Source organism: Streptomyces sp. NPDC015127, assembly GCF_043080095.1.
Classification (GTDB): domain Bacteria; phylum Actinomycetota; class Actinomycetes; order Streptomycetales; family Streptomycetaceae; genus Streptomyces.
This window is the reverse complement of sequence record NZ_JBIBVE010000013.1, coordinates 198297-215854: the sequence shown is the minus strand read 5'-3', so window position 1 is coordinate 215854 and position 17558 is coordinate 198297. Positions and strand designations below refer to the sequence as shown.

General features: G+C 71.3%; 16 protein-coding genes. 13 read left to right on the top strand and 3 right to left on the bottom strand.

The genetic code is table 11. The annotated features are described in order from the left end of the window. Positions 1-188: 188 nt before the first annotated feature. A complete protein-coding gene (locus ACF08N_RS26005) occupies positions 189-974 on the top strand; it encodes a ferritin-like domain-containing protein (RefSeq protein ID WP_392327082.1) in 786 nt (261 codons plus the stop codon). 20 nt (positions 975-994) lie between these two features. Here the strand turns inward: ACF08N_RS26005 and corA are convergent, their stop codons facing one another. After that, the gene (corA, locus tag ACF08N_RS26000; RefSeq protein ID WP_392327081.1) at positions 995-1978 is read right to left on the bottom strand and encodes a magnesium/cobalt transporter CorA; all 984 of its coding nucleotides are present in this window, start codon (positions 1976-1978) and stop codon (positions 995-997) included. 324 nt (positions 1979-2302) lie between these two features. Between corA and ACF08N_RS25995 the strand changes: the two genes are divergently transcribed. The 6 genes from ACF08N_RS25995 to ACF08N_RS25970 all read left to right on the top strand — a co-directional run bounded on the left by ACF08N_RS25995 (position 2303) and on the right by ACF08N_RS25970 (position 7750). Continuing rightward, positions 2303-2926 carry a hypothetical protein gene (locus ACF08N_RS25995; RefSeq protein ID WP_392327080.1) on the top strand — a complete coding sequence of 208 codons (624 nt, stop codon included), beginning with the start codon at positions 2303-2305 and terminating at the stop codon, positions 2924-2926. Positions 2927-3139: 213 nt separating this feature from the next. After that, on the top strand, positions 3140-3844 hold the full coding sequence (locus tag ACF08N_RS25990) for a histidine phosphatase family protein (protein ID WP_392327079.1): 705 nt from the start codon (positions 3140-3142) through the stop codon (positions 3842-3844). A 68-nt stretch (positions 3845-3912) separates the two neighbouring features. Beyond that, the gene (locus ACF08N_RS25985; protein ID WP_392327078.1) at positions 3913-4503 is read left to right on the top strand and encodes a DUF3090 domain-containing protein; all 591 of its coding nucleotides are present in this window, start codon (positions 3913-3915) and stop codon (positions 4501-4503) included. Beyond that, complete coding sequence (locus tag ACF08N_RS25980; RefSeq protein WP_392327077.1) at positions 4467-5294, top strand: SCO1664 family protein; 828 nt, start codon at positions 4467-4469, stop codon at positions 5292-5294. Before ACF08N_RS25985 ends, ACF08N_RS25980 begins: the two co-directional genes overlap by 37 nt. A gap of 103 nt (positions 5295-5397) precedes the next feature. After that, complete coding sequence (gene mshC, locus ACF08N_RS25975; protein ID WP_392327076.1) at positions 5398-6627, top strand: cysteine--1-D-myo-inosityl 2-amino-2-deoxy-alpha-D-glucopyranoside ligase; 1230 nt, start codon at positions 5398-5400, stop codon at positions 6625-6627. A 148-nt stretch (positions 6628-6775) separates the two neighbouring features. Next, complete coding sequence (locus tag ACF08N_RS25970; protein WP_392327075.1) at positions 6776-7750, top strand: superoxide dismutase; 975 nt, start codon at positions 6776-6778, stop codon at positions 7748-7750. A 60-nt stretch (positions 7751-7810) separates the two neighbouring features. Here ACF08N_RS25970 and ACF08N_RS25965 read toward each other — a convergent pair whose 3' ends face one another. Next, entirely contained in the window at positions 7811-8890 is a 1080-nt protein-coding gene (locus ACF08N_RS25965; RefSeq protein ID WP_392327074.1) for a PAC2 family protein, read from the bottom strand. Positions 8891-9147: 257 nt separating this feature from the next. Here ACF08N_RS25965 and ACF08N_RS25960 point away from each other — a divergent pair, with 257 nt between their 5' ends. The 5 genes from ACF08N_RS25960 (at position 9148) to ACF08N_RS25940 (ending at position 15147) form a co-directional block, all read left to right on the top strand. After that, positions 9148-10467, top strand: coding sequence for an enolase C-terminal domain-like protein (locus ACF08N_RS25960; protein ID WP_392327073.1), 1320 nt, complete (start codon positions 9148-9150; stop codon positions 10465-10467). Continuing rightward, positions 10464-11255 (top strand): SDR family NAD(P)-dependent oxidoreductase, encoded by a 792-nt coding sequence (locus ACF08N_RS25955; RefSeq protein WP_392327072.1) that lies wholly within the window; start codon positions 10464-10466, stop codon positions 11253-11255. The genes ACF08N_RS25960 and ACF08N_RS25955 overlap by 4 nt, the downstream gene beginning before the upstream one ends. Positions 11256-11567: 312 nt before the next feature. Then, positions 11568-12599, top strand: a complete 1032-nt coding sequence (locus ACF08N_RS25950) for a sugar ABC transporter substrate-binding protein (protein WP_392327071.1) — start codon at positions 11568-11570, stop codon at positions 12597-12599. A gap of 2 nt (positions 12600-12601) precedes the next feature. Beyond that, a complete protein-coding gene (locus ACF08N_RS25945; RefSeq protein ID WP_392327070.1) occupies positions 12602-14116 on the top strand; it encodes a sugar ABC transporter ATP-binding protein in 1515 nt (504 codons plus the stop codon). After that, the gene (locus ACF08N_RS25940) at positions 14113-15147 is read left to right on the top strand and encodes an ABC transporter permease (protein ID WP_392327069.1); all 1035 of its coding nucleotides are present in this window, start codon (positions 14113-14115) and stop codon (positions 15145-15147) included. Before ACF08N_RS25945 ends, ACF08N_RS25940 begins: the two co-directional genes overlap by 4 nt. A gap of 166 nt (positions 15148-15313) precedes the next feature. Here ACF08N_RS25940 and ACF08N_RS25935 read toward each other — a convergent pair whose 3' ends face one another. Further along, positions 15314-15985, bottom strand: a complete 672-nt coding sequence (locus ACF08N_RS25935; RefSeq protein WP_392327068.1) for a FadR/GntR family transcriptional regulator — start codon at positions 15983-15985, stop codon at positions 15314-15316. Between the two features lie 162 nt (positions 15986-16147). Here ACF08N_RS25935 and ACF08N_RS25930 point away from each other — a divergent pair, with 162 nt between their 5' ends. Beyond that, positions 16148-17518 (top strand): MFS transporter, encoded by a 1371-nt coding sequence (locus ACF08N_RS25930; RefSeq protein ID WP_392327067.1) that lies wholly within the window; start codon positions 16148-16150, stop codon positions 17516-17518. Positions 17519-17558 lie beyond the last annotated feature (40 nt).

Sequence of the window (17558 nt, the reverse complement as noted above, 5' to 3'; positions counted from 1 at the left end):
TGGTGGGGGCTCGGGGGTCTTCCCCGCCACGGCCGTCACGCGGTACAACGCGCGACCGGCGCGGCGGTTACTGCCGCTGTGCCGCCCTCCCTCATCCGTTCGGACGAGTGGGCCGCTCCACCTGTTGCCACCCTCGAAGCCCCGCATTTGACTCGTTCTTTGCGGATGCCTTCACGGAGGTGGCACACATGCTCTCGGCCCGAAGCATTTTCCAGGAAATCATCGACAGCGACGACACCTACCAGTTGTTCTGCTCCATCGCGGCGAGCGGCGAGAACCAGGGCGGCTGGGAGAACGCGCGCATCGCGGCCCTGGTCCCCGAGAGCATGCGCGACCTGGTCCCCAGGATCACCCGGCACGGCGCGGACGAGGACAAGCACGGCCGCATCTTCAACGCGCTGCTCAAGAAGCGGCAGCTGGACCCCGTCCCCGTCCCGCCCGAGACCGACTACACGATGCTGCTGGAGAAGCGGGGCATCGGACTCGCCCACGACAAGCTGCGCCGCGACGAGCGCCTCACCGAGGAGGACATCGTCGTCTACCTCGCGCACAGCCGCGTCACCGAGCAGCGGGCCGTCGACCAGATGGTCATGCTCGTCAGGTACTTCGGCGACCACCCCGAGGTGGGCAATGCCATCAGGATGATCTCCGCGGACGAGGACAACCACCTGGCCTACTGCCACGAGGAGTTGCTCCGCCTCGCCGCAGCCGGACACGGCCGCACGATCCAGCGGGTGCTGCGCGAGAGCTCGCTGAACGAGATCGCCGTCTACCGCGATGTCAGCCTGGCCGTGATGGGCCACATGGGCCGGCTGCTGCGGTGGCCGAAGGCCAAGTCGGCGGCGCTCGCCGCGGGCATCCACGGGATGTACGCGTACGAGCGGCTCGGCGGCTGGCGGCGCATGGTCTCCCTCACGATGCCGGAGCGCCGCGGAGCGCTCGACGGACCCCCCGCGCCCGCGCCCGCCGTCTGAACCGGCCGCGACAGGGGGTCCTACAGCCAGCCCCGGTGCTTGAACAGCCGGTGCAGCCCGAGGACCGCGCCCGCCATCAGCAGCACGACAGCCGGATACCCCCACGTCCAGTGCAGCTCCGGCATGTGGTCGAAGTTCATCCCGTAGATTCCGGCGACCATCGTCGGGACGGCGGCCATCGCGGCCCAGGCCGAGATCTTGCGCATGTCGTCGTTCTGCCGCACGCCCATCTGCGCGAGGTGCGCGGACAGGATGTCCGACAGCAGCCGGTCCAAGCCCTCCACCTGCTCGTTCGCCCGGGTCAGGTGGTCGCTGACGTCCCGGAAGAAGGGCTGCGACTGCTCGTGCACGAACGGCACACCGGCCCCTGTGAGCCGTTCCATCGGCGTCGCCAGCGGCCCGGCCGCCCGGCGGAACTCCAGCACCTGCCGCTTGAAGGTGTAGATCCGCGCCGCCGTGTTCTTGGCGTCCTTGCCGCCCGGGGCGAAGACCTCGGTCTCCATCTCCTCCAGGTCCACCTGCAACTCGGCGGCCACCTCGATGTAGTGGTCGACGACCGCGTCGCTGATCGCGTAGAGCACCGCCGTCGGACCGTGCCGCAGCACCGCGGGCTCGGCCTCCAGCCGTTCGCGTACGGCGCGCAGCGGGGCGCCCTCGCCGTGGCGGACCGTCACCACGAACGAGTCCCCTATGAAGACCATGAGCTCGCCGGTGCTGACGGCATCGCTCCTCGGCTCGTAGACCACCGGCTTCAGCACCACGAACAGCGAGTCGTCGTACACCTCCAGCTTGGGCCGCTGATGCGCCTTGAGCGCGTCCTCCACCGCCAGTGGGTGCAGCCCGAACTCCTCGGAGACGTGGTCGAACTCGTCCTCCGTCGGCTCGTGCAGGCCGATCCACAAGAAGGCGTCCCCCGTGGCCCGCGCCTCGTCCAGGGCGTCGGAGAAGTCCGCCGGACCCTCGGTGCGGCGTCCGTCGCGGTAGATGGCGCAATCTACGATCATCCGAGCATTTTCTCCACGTCGCTGGCCGCACCGAAGAAGGCCGACATCGGGTCACCGTCCCACTTCTCCGGGGACGATCATGTCCGCCGGCCCGTCGTCGAACCGGCGGTAGCCGCATACCCACGGCACCGCGGCTGACACGAACCCGGCCGGCAGTCGCTCCGGCAGCGTGATCGGGCGCCCGGAGAACTGCTCCGCGGCACACGGTACGTGGTCATCCGAATGGATCTCTCCACGGGCGCATCACGGGTCTCGCGCAAAGACTCGGTGGCGACCCGACCGTCGTTCCTCGCTGTGGAGCGGGAACAGGAAATGGAGAAAAGCATGCGCAAGATACCCAGGCTCGCCGCCGTGACGCTCGCCGCGGCCGCCCTCGTCGGAGTCTCGGCTTCGGTTGCGGCGGCCGACGACGGCGATGTCGTCGTCACCGGCAGCAACTGCACCTTCGCTCAGGGTGACGTTATCCTCCTGCACAAGAACGGCTGCTCTGCCGTCAGCAACTCCGGCAGCGAAGGTGCCGTGACCGTCTCGAACGGGGAGGCGAAGCCTGCGGCCCCCAACACGAGGGACGACCAGGGCACTTCGGGCCCCGCGGCCCTGGACGACAAGGACTCGGCGCCGGCATCCAAGGACGACAAGGACACCGCGCCCGCTGCCAAGGACGACAAGGACACCGCGCCGGCCGACAAGGACGACAAGGACACCGCGCCCGCCGCCCCCCAGGACGACGAGGCTCCCGTCCCGCAGGGCGACGAGGGCACTCAGCCCGTCGAGGAGCCCAACGGCAGCTCGGCCGCGGCTGCGGCCGCCGCGGCCGCTGCCTCCGGCGACGGTTCCGCGGCTGCCGCCGCGGCTGCCGCCGCTGCTTCCGGTGACGGTTCCGCCGCCGCGGCTGCATCGGCTGCCGCCGCTGCCTCCGGCGACGACTCCGCCCCCGAGAACGGCTGAGCGAGCCGCTGCGAGCGGCTGTCCCGGACCGACGCCCACCATTCCGCGCTGCGGATACCTGTCATCCGCCCCCAGCCGCTGATGCGGCAGGAGCGCAGAAGCCCCTTGCCGACACCTCCGTCGGCAGGGGGCTTCGTCTTTGTCTGCCCGCGCCGCCCGGCAGACACCCGGCAGACACCCGGCAGGCCGGCGGTCGGCCGTAGGCTTGCCGTCATGGCCACGCTCATCCTCGTACGCCACGGACGTTCCACCGCCAACACCGCCGGTGTGCTCGCCGGCCGGACGCCTGGCGTCCACCTCGACGAACGCGGGGCCGCGCAGGCCGCACAGCTGCCCGCCCGCCTCGCAGGCGTCCCGCTCGCCGCCGTCGTCTCCAGCCCGCTGGAGCGCTGCCGCGAGACGCTGCAGCCGCTGCTCGACGCGCGACCCGGACTGACCCTGGACACCGACGGCCGGATCGGCGAGTGCGACTACGGCGACTGGTCGGGCCGCAAACTCGGCGAACTCACCGACGAGCCGCTGATGGAGGTCGTCCAGCAGCATCCCTCCGCCGCCGCCTTCCCCGCAGGCGAGTCCATGCGCGCCATGCAGGCCCGCGCCGTCGACGCCGTCCGCGACTGGAATGCGCGCGTCGAGCAGGAGCACGGCGACAGCGCCGTCTACGCGATGTGCTCGCACGGGGACATCATCAAGGCTCTGGTCGCCGACGCCCTCGGCATGCACCTCGATCTGTTCCAGCGCATCCACGTCGAGCCGTGCTCGGTCACCGCGATCCGCTACACCCGCACCCGCCCCTTCCTCCTGCGCCTCGGTGACACAGGGGACTTCGGCTCGCTCGTGCCGCGTGCGAGCGACGAGGAGGAGCGGACCGAGGAGAGCGGGCGCGCGGTTGTCGGGGGCGGCGCGGGCGCACCGTGATCGCGTCGCGCAGTAGGGTGGACGGGCCGTAAGACCGATCCGAAGACCGATCCCAAGGGAGACAGGACGTGTCCCGTCAGGTGTTCCTCTACGACCCGCCGGACCGTTTCGTGGCCGGCACGGTCGGGCTGCCTGGACGCCGTACGTTCTTCCTGCAGGCTTCCGCCGCAGGGCGCGTCACCAGCGTCGCTCTGGAGAAGACCCAGGTCGCCGCGCTCGCCGAGCGGATCGACGAGCTCCTGGACGAGGTGGTGCGCCGCACCGGGGGCAACGCGCCCGTGCCGGCCGTGGCCCCCGCGGACGTCGCCGACACCGCGCCGCTCGACATTCCGGTCGAGGAGGAGTTCCGCGTCGGCACGATGGCCCTGGCGTGGGACGGCGAGGAACAGCGCATGATCGTCGAGGCGCAGGCGCTCGTCGAGCTCGAGGCGGACTCCGAGGAGGATCTCGCGGAGGCCGAGGAGCGGTTGCTGCAGGACGAGGAGAACGGCCCACCGATGCTGCGCGTCCGGCTCACCGGCGCCCAGGCCAGGGCGTTCGCCAAGCGCGCGCTGGACGTGGTGAACGCCGGCCGGCCGCCGTGCCCGCTGTGCAGCCTGCCGCTCGATCCGGAAGGACACGTATGCCCGCGCCAGAACGGATACCGACGGGGCGCGTGAGCACGGTCGACGTGCTCACGCTGCTGGCGAAGGGCGAACTGACCGTGCGCGGGCGGCTCCGCGAGGCGTCCAACGCGGTGCTCTACTGCTCGGTGGCGTACGAGGGCGACGAGGCGATGTGCGTCTACAAGCCGATCGCCGGCGAGCGTCCGCTGTGGGACTTCCCGGACGGCACGCTCGCCCAGCGCGAGGTGGCGGCGTACGAGCTCTCCGAAGCCACCGGCTGGGGGCTCGTGCCGCCCACCGTGCTGCGGGACGGACCCTTCGGCCAGGGCATGGTCCAGCTGTGGATCGAGGCCGATCCGGAGGCCGCGCTGCTCGCGCTCGTCGAGGACGAGGAGCCGGACGAGGGCTGGAAGGCGGTCGGCTTCGCCGATGTCGGCGAGGGCCGCACGGCCCTGCTGGTCCACGCCGACGACGAGCGGCTGCGCCGCCTGGCCGTGCTCGACGCGGTGATCAACAACGGCGACCGCAAGGGCGGCCATCTGCTGCCCACGGCCGACGGCGCCCTGTACGCCATCGATCACGGGGTCACGTTCAACACCGACGACAAGCTGCGCACCCTGCTGTGGGGCTGGGCGGGGGAGCCGCTGCCCGCGGAGGCGACCGAGACGCTCGCGTCCGTGGCCGCCGCGCTCGCGGAGGGGGCACCGCTCGCCGCCCGTCTGGCCGAATTGCTCACCCCGGCCGAGGTCGCCGCCGTACGGGACCGTGTCACGGCGCTGCTGGCCTCGGGGACCCATCCCGTCCCGTCCGGCGAGTGGCCTGCAATTCCCTGGCCACCCGTGTAGCAGCTGGTCAGGCACATCTCGCGGCCGGCCGCAAGAGTGCCCAACCGGCCAAGAGCAGTGATCCGGTTCGTATGCGGAACATGCGTCCGGTTAGGCTCAAGGCATGCATGCCTGGCCCGCTTCTGAGGTCCCCGCCCTGCCCGGCAAGGGCCGCGACCTCCGGATCCACGACACCGCGACCGACGGTCTGGTGACCCTCGACCCCGGTCCCGTCGCCCGTATCTACGTCTGCGGCATCACACCGTACGACGCGACCCACATGGGTCACGCGGCGACCTACAACGCGTTCGACCTCGTGCAGCGCGTGTGGCTCGACACCAAGCGGCAGGTTCACTACGTCCAGAACGTGACGGACGTGGACGATCCGCTGCTCGAGCGCGCGATCCGCGACGGGCATGACTGGACCGAGCTCGCCGAGCGCGAAACGGCCCTGTTCCGCGAGGACATGACCGCCCTGCGGATGCTTCCCCCGCAGCACTACATCGGCGCCGTCGAGGCGATACCGGGCATCGTTCCGCTCGTGGAACGGCTCCGGGACGCGGGCGCCGCCTACGAGCTCGAGGGCGACATCTACTTCTCCGTGGAGACGGACCCGCACTTCGGCGAGGTCTCCCGCCTCGACGCCGAGGCGATGCGGCTGCTGTCCGCGGAGCGCGGCGGCGACCCCGAGCGCCCGGGCAAGAAGAACCCCCTCGACCCGATGCTGTGGATGGCCGCCCGTGAGGGCGAGCCCAGCTGGGACGGCGGCACCCTCGGCCGCGGCCGGCCCGGCTGGCACATCGAGTGCGTGGCCATCGCCCTCGACCACCTCGGCATGGGCTTCGACGTGCAGGGCGGAGGCTCCGACCTCGCCTTCCCGCACCACGAGATGGGTGCCTCGCACGCCCAGGTGCTCACCGGCGAGCACCCCTTCGCCAAGGCGTACGTCCACGCGGGCATGGTCGCTCTCGACGGCGCGAAGATGTCCAAGTCCAAGGGCAACCTCGTCTTCGTCTCCAAACTGCGCCGTGACGGCGTGGACCCCGCCGCGATCCGGCTCTCCCTGCTCTCGCACCACTACCGGGCCGACTGGGAGTGGACGGACACGGTGCTGCGCGACGCCGTTGAGCGGCTCGGGCGCTGGCGCGCGGCCGTCTCCCGCCCCGACGGCCCGTCCGCCGACGCGCTGGTTGAGGAGATCCGCGAGGCCCTCGCCAACGACCTCGACGCGCCCGCGGCGCTCGCAGCGGTGGACCGCTGGGCGGCGCTGCAGCAGTCCGAGGGCGGCACGGACGAGGGCGCTCCGGGGCTGGTGTCCCGCGCGGTCGACGCGCTGCTGGGCGTGGCGCTCTAGGGACGGATCCGGTGGTGCCGGGCGGGCGATCACCCGCCCGGCCTGCCTGTGCTTGCGCTTTCGCGCGGCGTGAGCGACCGGCGTGTGGTGAGCTGGCACGAGAGGCCCTGAGAGGCATGTCGTCGACCAGTTGCCGGAAGGACGCATCGTGGAACGTTCCTTCAGTCGCAGAACACTGCTCGGCTCCGCCGCCGCACTGGGCGGAGCCACGCTGTTCGGCCCCCTGACGGGGCCCGCACGGGCGGCCGTACCGGCCGCCGCCCCCGAGCAGGCCTGGCCCACCCGCTTCGCCCTTCCGAACGGCTTCCAGCCGGAGGGCATCACCATCGGCCGCACACCGTTCGCCTGGTTCGGGTCCCTCGCCGACGGCGACGTGTACCGGGCCGAGCTGGCCACCGGCCGCGGCCGCGTCGTGATCGAGGGGCTGGGGCGGGACCGCTCCGTCGTCGGCCTCAAGATCGACCGGCCCGAGCGGCGGCTCTACCTCAGCGGCGGATTCAGCCGGGAGATCAGGGTCGCCGACATTCGCTCGAGGGAGATCGTCCGCAACTTCTCCGTCGGCGGCTCCGGCTCGATGGTGAACGACGTGATCCTCACGCCCGGGGCGGCCTGGTTCACGGACTCCTTCCGTCCCCAGCTCTACCGGCTCCCCGTCGGCCGGGACGGCGAGCCGGGGCGCGAGGTGGCCACTATCGCGCTCGGCGGGGAGTGGGAGCAGGGCAGAGACTTCACCGCCAACGGCATCACGCGGACGCCGGACGGGCGTGCGCTGCTCGTGGTGAACTCCGTCGTGGAGGGCGGCTCCCTGATGCGCGTCGACCCGCGCACGGGCGTGGCGCGGAGAGTCGGACTGGGCGACCTCAAGATCCCGCACGGGGATGGACTCCTGCTGCTCGGCCGCGATCTGTACATCGTCCAGCAGCAGCTCAACCGGGTCGAAGTGGTCCGGCTGAACGACGCGGGCACCGAGGGCGCACCGATCGCGCGGATCACCGATCCGCGTTTCCGTATCCCCACCACAGCCGCCGCGTGGGGCCGGCGGATCTATCTGCCCAACGCGCGCTTCGACGTGGAGCCGAAGCCCGACACCGACTACGACGTGGTCGCCGTCGACCGGGTGTGAGCGGTCGTACGCGCGGCGGGGTGGTGCCGGCCTCCGGCACCACCCCGCTCGTCGTGTCCCTCAGGCCTCGGACGACCCGGTCGCCTCGCCGTCGTCGTCTTCGCGGCCCGGCTCCCGCTCGGCGCCTGGTTCGCCACCCGGCTCCGTCGCGCCCGGCTCCGTTGCGCCCGGCTCCGTTGCGCCCGGCTCCGTCGCGCCCGGCTCCGGCCGGGGCGGCGTCGGCGGGCGCGTGCGCCCGCTGGAGGTGTCGCGCAGGTACGAGCTGCCCTCGCCGCCGTCGGTCGCGTGGCCGCCGTGCCCGCCGTCGCGGCGCCGCAGGTAGCGCTCGAACTCGCGGGCGATCGCCTCGCCGGACGCCTCGGGCAGCTCGGCGGTGTCCCGCGCCTCCTCCAGCGTCTGCACGTACTCCGCCACTTCGCTGTCCTCGGCGGCCAGTTGGTCTACGCCCAGCTGCCAGGCCCGGGCGTCCTCGGGGAGTTCGCCGAGCGGGATGCGCAGGTCGATCAGATCCTCGAGGCGGTTCAGCAGCGCCAGCGTGGCCTTGGGGTTGGGCGGCTGGGACACGTAGTGCGGGACCGCGGCCCACAGGCTCACGGCGGGCACCCCGGCGTGGGTGCACGCCTCCTGGAGGATGCCGACGATGCCGGTCGGTCCCTCGTACCGCGTCTCCTCCAAGTCCATCGTCCGCGCGAGATCCGGGTCGGAGGTGATGCCGCTGACCGGCACCGGCCGCGTGTGCGGGGTGTCGCCGAGCAGCGCTCCCAGAATCACGACCATCTCGACGCCCAGCTCGTGGGCGAAGCCGAGGATCTCGTTGCAGAACGAACGCCAGCGCATCGACGGCTCGATGCCACGGACCAGGACGAGGTCGCGCGGCTTGTCGCCGCCGACGCGGACCACGGAGAGCCGGGTGGTGGGCCAGGTGATCTTCCGTACACCGCCGTCCAGCCACACCGTGGGCCGGTTGACCTGGAAGTCGTAGTAGTCCTCGGCGTCGAGCGCCGCGAACACTTCGCCCTTCCATTCCCGGTCCAGGTGAGCGACCGCGGTGGAGGCGGCGTCGCCGGCGTCGTTCCAGCCCTCGAACGCGGCCACCATGACCGGGTCGATCAGCTCGGGTACCCCCTCGAGCTCGATCACCCAGGCCTCCTTCCGAAGTTCCCTTTAGTACGTCCCAACCTTACGGCTTACCGGGTGCCCCGCCGCAGCCCCCTTGCACGCCCGGGTGAACTTCCCGGCCTCGGGCATACGTCGAGAGACGGAAGCAGCGATCGGCTCATTCATCCGAGCTGTAGGGGGAAATTTTTGTCCCGGCCCTGGACTGCCGCGTTCTGGCGGCGCTATACATCGGATGTCCACGACAGAGGTCCGATGTTCCGGTCACCGGGGGTGCGTGCATGAGTCAGACCGTCACGGAGTTCGAGGTCCACGACATCCGCTTCCCCACCTCGGAACAGCTCGACGGCTCCGACGCCATGAACCCGGACCCCGACTACTCCGCGGCCTATCTCGTCCTGCGCCTCGACGACGGAAGCGAAGGCCATGGCTTCTGCTTCACCATCGGACGCGGCAACGAAGTCGTCGCCGCCGCCATGGAGGCGCTGCGGCCCTACGTCATCGGCCGCCCCGCCCCCCTCACCGCCGCCGGACTCGCCACCCTGCACACCGACCTCACCCACGACTCCCAACTGCGCTGGCTGGGCCCGGAAAAGGGGGTGATGCACATGGCGGCCGGCGCGGTCGTCAACGCCGCCTGGGACCTCGCCGCCACCCGCGCCGGGCTGCCCGTATGGGAGTTCCTGGCGGCCATGACGCCCGAGGAGCTGGTCGGGCTCGTCGACTTCCGCTACCTGACCGACGTCCTCACCCGCGACGAGGCACTCGCCATCCTGCGCGCCGCCGAGCCGGGCAGAGCCGAGCGCGCCGCGCGGCTGCGCGAGCGCGGCTACCCCGCCTACACCACGTCGCCCGGCTGGCTCGGCTACCCCGACGAGAAGCTCGTCCGGCTCGCCAAGGAGGCCGTCGCCGACGGATTCGGCCAGATCAAGCTGAAGGTCGGCGGCGACATCGACGACGACGTCCGGCGCATGAAGCTGGCCCGCGCCGCCGTCGGCCCCTCCGTACGCATCGCCGTCGACGCCAACCAGCGCTGGGACGTCGACGACGCCGTCCGCTGGATGACCGCCCTCGCACCGTACGAGCCGCACTGGATCGAGGAGCCGACCAGCCCCGACGACGTGCTCGGCCACGCCGCCGTCCGCGCGGGCCAGCCCGTCAAGGTCGCCACCGGTGAACACGTCGCCAACCGCGTCGTGTTCAAGCAGCTCCTCCAGGCCGGGGCCGTCGACTTCGTGCAGATCGACGCGGCCCGCGTGGCGGGCGTCAACGAGAACGTCGCCATCCTGCTGCTCGCCGCCAAGTACGGCGTCCCCGTCTGCCCGCACGCGGGCGGGGTCGGCCTGTGCGAACTCGTCCAGCACCTCGCCATGTTCGACTACGTCGCCGTCTCCGGCAGCTGGGAGGACCGCGTCATCGAATACGTCGACCACCTCCACGAGCACTTCACCGACCCGGCCGTGGTCGTCGGCGGCCGGTACACCGCGCCGCGCGCGCCCGGGTTCTCCGCACGCATGCTGCCCGCGTCGATCGCCGCCCACAGCTATCCGCACGGGCCCGTCTGGCAGGCCCGCCGTACCGCACCGGAGGTCAGCCGATGAACACCGCAGGACGGGACTGCGCACGGGACTTCGAAGGGCTGGGTGCCCTGGTGACCGGGGGAGCGTCCGGCATCGGAGCGGCGGTCGCCACGCTCCTGCGGGACCGGGGCGCACGCGTCGCCGTCCTGGACCGCGACACGTCCGGAGCGCCGGACGGGGTCCTCGCACTGAAGGCCGACGTCACCGACGACGACGCCGTGCGCACGGCCGTCGACGCGGCGGCCGCCGAGTTCGCAGCCCTGCACACGATCGTGTCCAACGCGGGCATCGGCGCCGTCGGCACCGTCGCGGACAACTCCGACGACGAATGGCGCCACGTCCTGGACATCAATGTGCTGGGCATGGTCCGCGTCGCCCGGCACGCCCTTCCCCACCTGCGTGCCTCGGCCGCCGCGCGTCCCGGCTGCGTCTCCGTCACCCACACCTGTTCCATCGCCGCCACCGCCGGACTGCCGCAGCGCGCCCTCTACAGCGCGAGCAAGGGCGCCGTCCTGTCACTGACCCTCGCCATGGCCGCGGACCACGTCCGCGAGGGCATCCGCGTCAACTGCGTCAATCCGGGCACCGCCGACACCCCGTGGATCGGCCGGCTGCTCGACCGGGCCGACGACCCCGACGCCGAACGCGCCGCGCTGGAGGCCCGCCAGCCCACGGGCCGGCTGGTCGCGGCCGGCGAGGTCGCCGCGGCCGTCGCCTATCTCGCAAGCCCCGCCGCGGCGGCCGTCACCGGTACGGCACTCGCGGTCGACGGCGGAATGCAGGGACTGCGCCTGCGGCCCGCCACCTAGGGGGCGTCCGGTGGATCTCGGCCGGGGCCAGGACGCTCCCCCAGGGCGTCGCCTGGTGGCACCCCAGGCAATGGCACCTCGCCGCGTTGCCGAAATGCCCGAACGGCTCCGCTACCAGGGCACTCCGGCGCCTTGCGATGCTTCCCCTCGGCCCCTGGGGCCTGGGGAGACCCCACCCCCTCGGCCCTGCGGGCCTGGGAAACCCTCGGCAGTGCGTACCTGAGGAGACCCCATGCACCAGACGCCGCGTCCTGTCCGGCCCTGATCCGCCGGACACCCCATCGCCGCCGACACCCAACGAAGGACGGGACCATGAGAGTGCGTACGACAAGTGCCGCGGCCTGCGCCGTGCTTCTGGCCGTCACGGCCCTGGCCGGCTGCAACCGGGGCACCGACAGCGCCTCCGGCGCCGGCAAGGTGGGCATCGACCTGCCGCGCAGCGACAGCGACTTCTGGAACTCCTACCAGAGCTACATCGAGAAGGGCGTCAAGGGCGGAGAGGTCGACGCGCTGTCCCTGACCAACTCCCAGAACGACATCGGCAAGCTCGTCTCCAACGTGCAGGTCTTCACCGACCAGGGCGCCAAGGCCGTCGTCATGGCCCCGCAGGACACCGGCGCGATAGCCGAGACCCTCGGCACGCTGGAGGAGAAGAAGATCCCGGTCGTCAGTGTCGACACCCGGCCGGACAAGGGCAACGTCTACATGGTGGTGCGCGCCGACAACCGCGCGTACGGCGAGAAGGCCTGCAAGTACCTCGGCGAGCAGCTGAAGGGGAAGGGCAAGGTCGTCGAGTTCCAGGGTGACCTGTCCTCCATCAACGGCCGGGACCGCTCCGAGGCGTTCAAGTCGTGCATGGACAAGAACTATCCAGGCATCCGGGTCTTCGAGCTCGCCACCGAGTGGAAGGGCGACGTCGCCTCCGCCAAGCTCCAGTCCACCCTCGCCGCGCACCCCGACATCAACGGCATCTACATGCAGGCCGGCGGTGTCTTCCTGCAGCCCACCCTCGCCCTCCTGGAGCAGAAGAAGCTCCTCAAGGCGCCGGGGCAGCCGGGTCACATCACGATCATCTCCAACGACGGCATCCCCGAGGAACTGGACGCCATCCGCGCCGGGAAGATCGACGCGACGGTCTCCCAGCCCGCCGACCTGTACGCCAAGTACGCGCTGTACTACGCCAGGGCGGCGCTGGAAGGCAAGACGTTCAAAGAAGGGCCGACCGACCACGGCTCAGTGATTGTCAAGCTCCCGAACGGCTTGGAGGACCAGCTCCCCGCTCCGCTGGTGACCCGGCAGAACGTGGACGACCCCGAGCTGTGGGCCAACCAGCTGGAGAAGTGACCATGCGAACGGCTCCCGCAGCAGCGGCGGTTCACGCCGAAGGCATCGTCAAACGCTTCGGTCCCACCCTCGCGCTCGACGGTGTCCGCCTCACCGTGGCCCCCGGCGAGTCCCACGCACTCGTCGGGCGCAACGGCGCGGGCAAATCCACGCTCGTCAGCGTCCTGACCGGCCTGCACCGGCCGGACGCGGGCACGGTGACCTTCGACGGTGCACCCGCGCCCGCCTTCGGCGACACGGCTGCCTGGCAGTCCAAGGTCGCCTGCGTCTACCAGAAGTCGATGGTCGTCCCGGACCTGACCGTGGCCGAGAACCTCTTCCTGAACCGGTTCGAGGAAGGCAGCCGCTTCATCGGCTGGCGGCGGCTGCGGCAGCGCGCGGCCGAACTGCTCGGCGCGTACGGCGTGGACGTCGACCCCGGCGCGCGGGCCAAGGACATCGGCGTCGAACAGCGCCAGTTCGTCGAGATCGCCCGCGCCCTCTCCTTCGGCGCCCGGCTGGTCATCCTCGACGAGCCCACCGCGCAGCTCGACGCCCGGGGCATCCAGTGCCTGTTCGGCAAGCTGCGGGAACTGCAGGACCAGGGCGTCGCCTTCCTGTTCATCTCGCACCACCTCCAGGAGGTGTACGAGCTGTGCGCCACGGTCACCGTCTACCGTGACGCCCGCCATGTCCTCACGGCACCCGTCGCGGGTCTGCCCAAGGAGGACCTGGTCGCCGCGATGACGGGCGATGCCACGAGCAGCGCCTCCGCCTGGCACGCGCCCGTCGGCGCGCTGGGCGAGGCCGAGACGGTGCTGCGTGCGGAAGGGCTCGGGCTGGAGGGCCGGTTCGAACCGCTCGACATCGAGGTGAGGGCGGGTGAGGTGCTCGGTATCGCGGGGGCCGCTGCGAGCGGCAGCACCGCGCTCGGGGAGACACTGGCCGGGCTGCGCAAGGCGAGCACGGGCCGCCTCACCGTACGCGGCAGGCCGGTGAGATCCGGCAGCGTGCCGCACGCCCTGGACGCCGGAATCGGCTACATCCCCGAGGACCGGCACATCCAGGGCCTGGTGCCCGGGCGCAGTGTCGCCGAGAACGCCACGCTGACGGTCACGGACCAGCTCGGTCCCTGCGGAACCGTCCTGCCCTCGCGGACCCGGGCATTCGCCACGTCCATGATCAGCGCGCTGGACATCAAGACGCAGGGGCCGTCGCAGCCGGTGTCCGGGCTGTCCGGCGGCAACCAGCAGAAGGTCGTCGTGGCCCGTGCGCTGGCCCGCGACCCCGGCGCCCTCGTGGCGGTGCGCCCCACCGCGGGCGTCGACGTGAAGTCCAAGGACGCGCTTCTCGGCGTCGTACGGAAGGTGGCCGACGAAGGGCGCGCGGCCGTGATCATCTCGGACGAGCTGGACGACCTGCGGGTGTGCGACCGGGTGCTCGCACTGTTCCACGGGCGGGTCGTGGCGACGTTCGGCAGCGGGTGGACGGACCGGGAGCTGGTGGCGGCGATGGAAGGCGTGGGAGAGCAGCGATGACAGGGACGATACGGCCGCTGACCGGCGACGAGCCGGTCACCGTCGGCGGCGGCGCGCGCGGCACACTGCGGCTGATCCGCTGGAGCGACTTCTCGCTCGTGCCGGTGATCCTGGTGCTGATGGTGATCGGCTTCATCGTGTCGCCGGTGTTCCTCACCGCCGGCAATCTCATCAGCGTGGTCCAGCAGTCCTCCGAGCTGAGCCTGCTGGTGCTGGGCCAGGCGCTCATCCTCATCTGCGGACGGATGGACCTGTCGCTGGAGTCGACGATCGGGATCGCGCCCGTCGTCGCGATGTGGCTCGTCCTGCCGGTGGAGGGGGGCCGGTTCGCGGGTCTGGAGCTGCTGCCCGTGTGGACGGCCGTCCCCCTCTGCCTGCTGGCCGGCACGGTGATCGGCGTGGCCAACGGCTTCCTGATGCTGAAGCTGCGCGTCAACGGCTTCATCGCGACGCTCGGGATGCTGACGATGCTGCGCGGCCTGCACATCGGCATCACCGAGGGCAAGTCCATCACGGACGTGCCGGAGTCCTTCCGTTACCTCGGCAAGACGGACTGGCTCGGAGCGCCGGCCGCGGTGTGGATCTGCCTCGCGCTCTTCGCGGCGGGCGGGGCGGCGCTGGCGTACCTGCGCCACGGACGCGCACTGTACGCGATCGGCGGCAACCCGGAGGCGGCCAGGGCGGCGGGCATCCGCGTGGACCGCATCACCTGGATCGTGCTGGCCGTCGGCGGCCTGCTGGCGGCGTTCGCCGGTGTGCTGTACACGGGCCACTACGGCTCGGTGGCGGCGACGCAGGGCAACGGCTGGATCTTCCAGGTCTTTGCGGCGGCGGTGATCGGCGGCATCAGCCTGAAGGGCGGGCGGGGCACGCTGTTCGGGGCGCTGACGGGTGTGCTGACGCTGCAGCTGGTGGTGAACGTGATGACGCTGGGCGGGGTGCCGGCGCTGTGGAACCAGTTCCTGAACGGAGCGATCATCATCGTGGCGCTGGTGATCTCGCGCTTCGCGAGCGGGGAGCGCCAGGACTGAGGCAGGGGCCGTTTCCCCACCCCGCCCCTTCCCGAACCGGGGGCTCGGCCCCCGGACCCCGCCCCCTACGCCCTGCGGGCGTGGGGGGACCCCCAGCGCCTCAATCGTCGGCGGGGCTGGATTTTCCAGCCCCTCCGGCGTTTGAGGGTAGGGGAACAAGCACCCGTCACAGCGTCGACCGCAGCCACTGCTCCACGCTCGCCACATGCACCGTCGCCCACGACCGCGCCGCCTCCGCGTCGCGGTCCCGTAGCGCCGACAGGATCGCGCGGTGTTCGTGGAGCGTGCGGCTCACCGCGTCCTCCTGGGTCAGGCCGCGCCAGATGCGGGCCCGGGTCGTCGGGCCGGACAGGCCGTCGATGAGGGAGCAGAGCACCGAGTTCCCCGACGACTGCACAATGCCGCGGTGGAACTCCAGGTCGGCCGCGACCAGTTCCTCCACCGACGGCTGCGCCCCCAGCGCGTCCAACTGCTCCCCGAGCGAATCCAGTTCGGCATCGCTGATCCGCATCGCCGCCATCGCCGTGGCCGCCGGCTCCAGAATCCGCCGCACCGCCAGGAACTCCAGCACCGTGTCGTCCCGGTGGAAGTCGACGACGAAGCTCAGCGCCTCCAGGAGCAACTGCGGGTCCAGGCTGGTCACATACGTGCCGTCGCCCTGCCGCACATCGAGGATGCGGATCAGGGACAGGGCCCGTACCGCCTCGCGCAGCGAGTTCCGCGACAGGCCCAGCTCCGCGGCCAGTTCGCTTTCCTTGGGGAGCCGGTCGCCCGGGCGCAGCGCGCCGGAGACGATCATTCCCTTGATCTTCTCGATGGCCTCGTCGGTGACAGCCACGGGCGACCTCCATACATCCGATGTATCGATGATTATGCCGCCTGCGACCGTCCATGGTCACGGCCTTCCGTCCGCCCGCCGGCTCCCCGGCATCCTGGCGTAAGTTGACGCAGTCTGCTGTCTCCCTGTTTCCGCGGATCTCTGTCTGCGCGAGGAACCCCCATGACGACTGTGGCCAAACCGCCTGTCCATTACTCGATAGCCGCGCGCCTCGAGCGGCTTCCCCACTCCCGCTGGCACGTCAAGGTCCGTTTCCTGATCGGTGCCGTCACCTTCTTCGAGGCGTTCGACCAGCTGCTGGCCGCCTCCGCGCTGCCCGTCCTGCGCAAGGAGTGGAACCTGACGACGGCCGGGGCGACTCTCGCCCTGACGTCGGCGTCGATCGGCATGCTCCTGGGGGCTCTCGCGGCCGGCTGGCTCGGCGACCGGATCGGCCGGGTGCGCACGGTCGCGCTCGGTGTCGCCGTGACGGGTCTCGCCTCGCTCGCCGTCGCCCTCTCGAACGGCATCGAGACCTTCGCGCTGCTCCGATTCGTCCAGGGCATCGGCATCGGCGGCGTCGTCCCCGTGGCCGCCACGTACATCAACGAGATCGCCCGCTCGGACAACCGCGGCCGCCTGGTACTCCTCTACGAGATGATCTTCCCGGCCGGCATGGCGGCGGCCAGTCTCACGGCCGTGTGGGTGGTCCCCCACCTCGGCTGGCGCGCGATGTTCGTCATCGGCGCCGTGCCCGTCCTGTTCGCCGCCCTGCTGCCGCGCCACGTGGCGGAGTCCCCGCGCTGGCTGCTGGCCCGCGGCCGCACCCAGGAGGCCGAGCAGGTCATCGCGCGGATCGAGGCCGAGGTCGCCGAGGCCACGCGCACGCCGCTGCCCGACCCGGTGCCGTCCGTGCGGTCCGAGGAGGACTCGTCGCAGGGGCGGCTGCGGGAGCTGTTCTCGGGCCGCTACCTGCGCCGTACGGCGATCGTCTCCGCGCTCTGGTTCGTCGCCTACTACGTCAACCACGGCATCTCCACCTGGCTGCCGTCGCTCTACACCAAGAACTTCGGCCTCGATCTGAGCACCGCGCTCGGCTACACCCTGCTCGGCAACGTCACCGGACTGCTCGGCACCTTCGTCGTCGCGCTGGTGATCGACCGGGTGGGCCGCAGACCGGCCCTCGTCGCCGCTCTCGGCGGCACCACGGTCACCCTCGGCATGCTGGCTCTGGCCGGTGCGACCTCCGGCCTCCAGGTCGCGGTCTTCGCCTCCTGCACGACCTTCTTCCTCTACACGGTCAACGCCGGGCTCTACCTGTACTCGCCCGAGCTCTACCCGACCCGCAACCGTGCCAAGGGCGCCGCGTTCGGCGGCCTGTGCAACCGGCTCGGGGTCATCCTCGGGCCGGTCACCCTGGGCGCGATCCTCGGCGCGGGCGGCAGCCTGGCCGTGGTCTTCGCGCAGTTCGCCGCGGTGGCGGCGGTGGGCGCCGTCGTCGCCCTGTTCGCCGTCGAGACGAAGGGCAGGACGCTGGAGGAGCTCAACGCATGACGAGGGGGCGGCACACCGATGTGTGCCGCCCCCTCGCCCT

Coding starts and splice junctions, on each gene's coding strand:
- ACF08N_RS25940 (WP_392327069.1), top strand. CDS start 14,113: ATGACAGGGACGATACGGCCGCTGACCGGCGACGAGCCGGTCACCGTC.
- ACF08N_RS25990 (WP_392327079.1), top strand. CDS start 3,140: ATGGCCACGCTCATCCTCGTACGCCACGGACGTTCCACCGCCAACACC.
- ACF08N_RS26005 (WP_392327082.1), top strand. CDS start 189: ATGCTCTCGGCCCGAAGCATTTTCCAGGAAATCATCGACAGCGACGAC.
- ACF08N_RS25960 (WP_392327073.1), top strand. CDS start 9,148: ATGAGTCAGACCGTCACGGAGTTCGAGGTCCACGACATCCGCTTCCCC.
- ACF08N_RS25995 (WP_392327080.1), top strand. CDS start 2,303: ATGCGCAAGATACCCAGGCTCGCCGCCGTGACGCTCGCCGCGGCCGCC.
- corA (WP_392327081.1), bottom strand. CDS start 1,978: ATGATCGTAGATTGCGCCATCTACCGCGACGGACGCCGCACCGAGGGT.
- mshC (WP_392327076.1), top strand. CDS start 5,398: ATGCATGCCTGGCCCGCTTCTGAGGTCCCCGCCCTGCCCGGCAAGGGC.
- ACF08N_RS25930 (WP_392327067.1), top strand. CDS start 16,148: ATGACGACTGTGGCCAAACCGCCTGTCCATTACTCGATAGCCGCGCGC.
- ACF08N_RS25950 (WP_392327071.1), top strand. CDS start 11,568: ATGAGAGTGCGTACGACAAGTGCCGCGGCCTGCGCCGTGCTTCTGGCC.
- ACF08N_RS25945 (WP_392327070.1), top strand. CDS start 12,602: ATGCGAACGGCTCCCGCAGCAGCGGCGGTTCACGCCGAAGGCATCGTC.
- ACF08N_RS25980 (WP_392327077.1), top strand. CDS start 4,467: ATGCCCGCGCCAGAACGGATACCGACGGGGCGCGTGAGCACGGTCGAC.
- ACF08N_RS25955 (WP_392327072.1), top strand. CDS start 10,464: ATGAACACCGCAGGACGGGACTGCGCACGGGACTTCGAAGGGCTGGGT.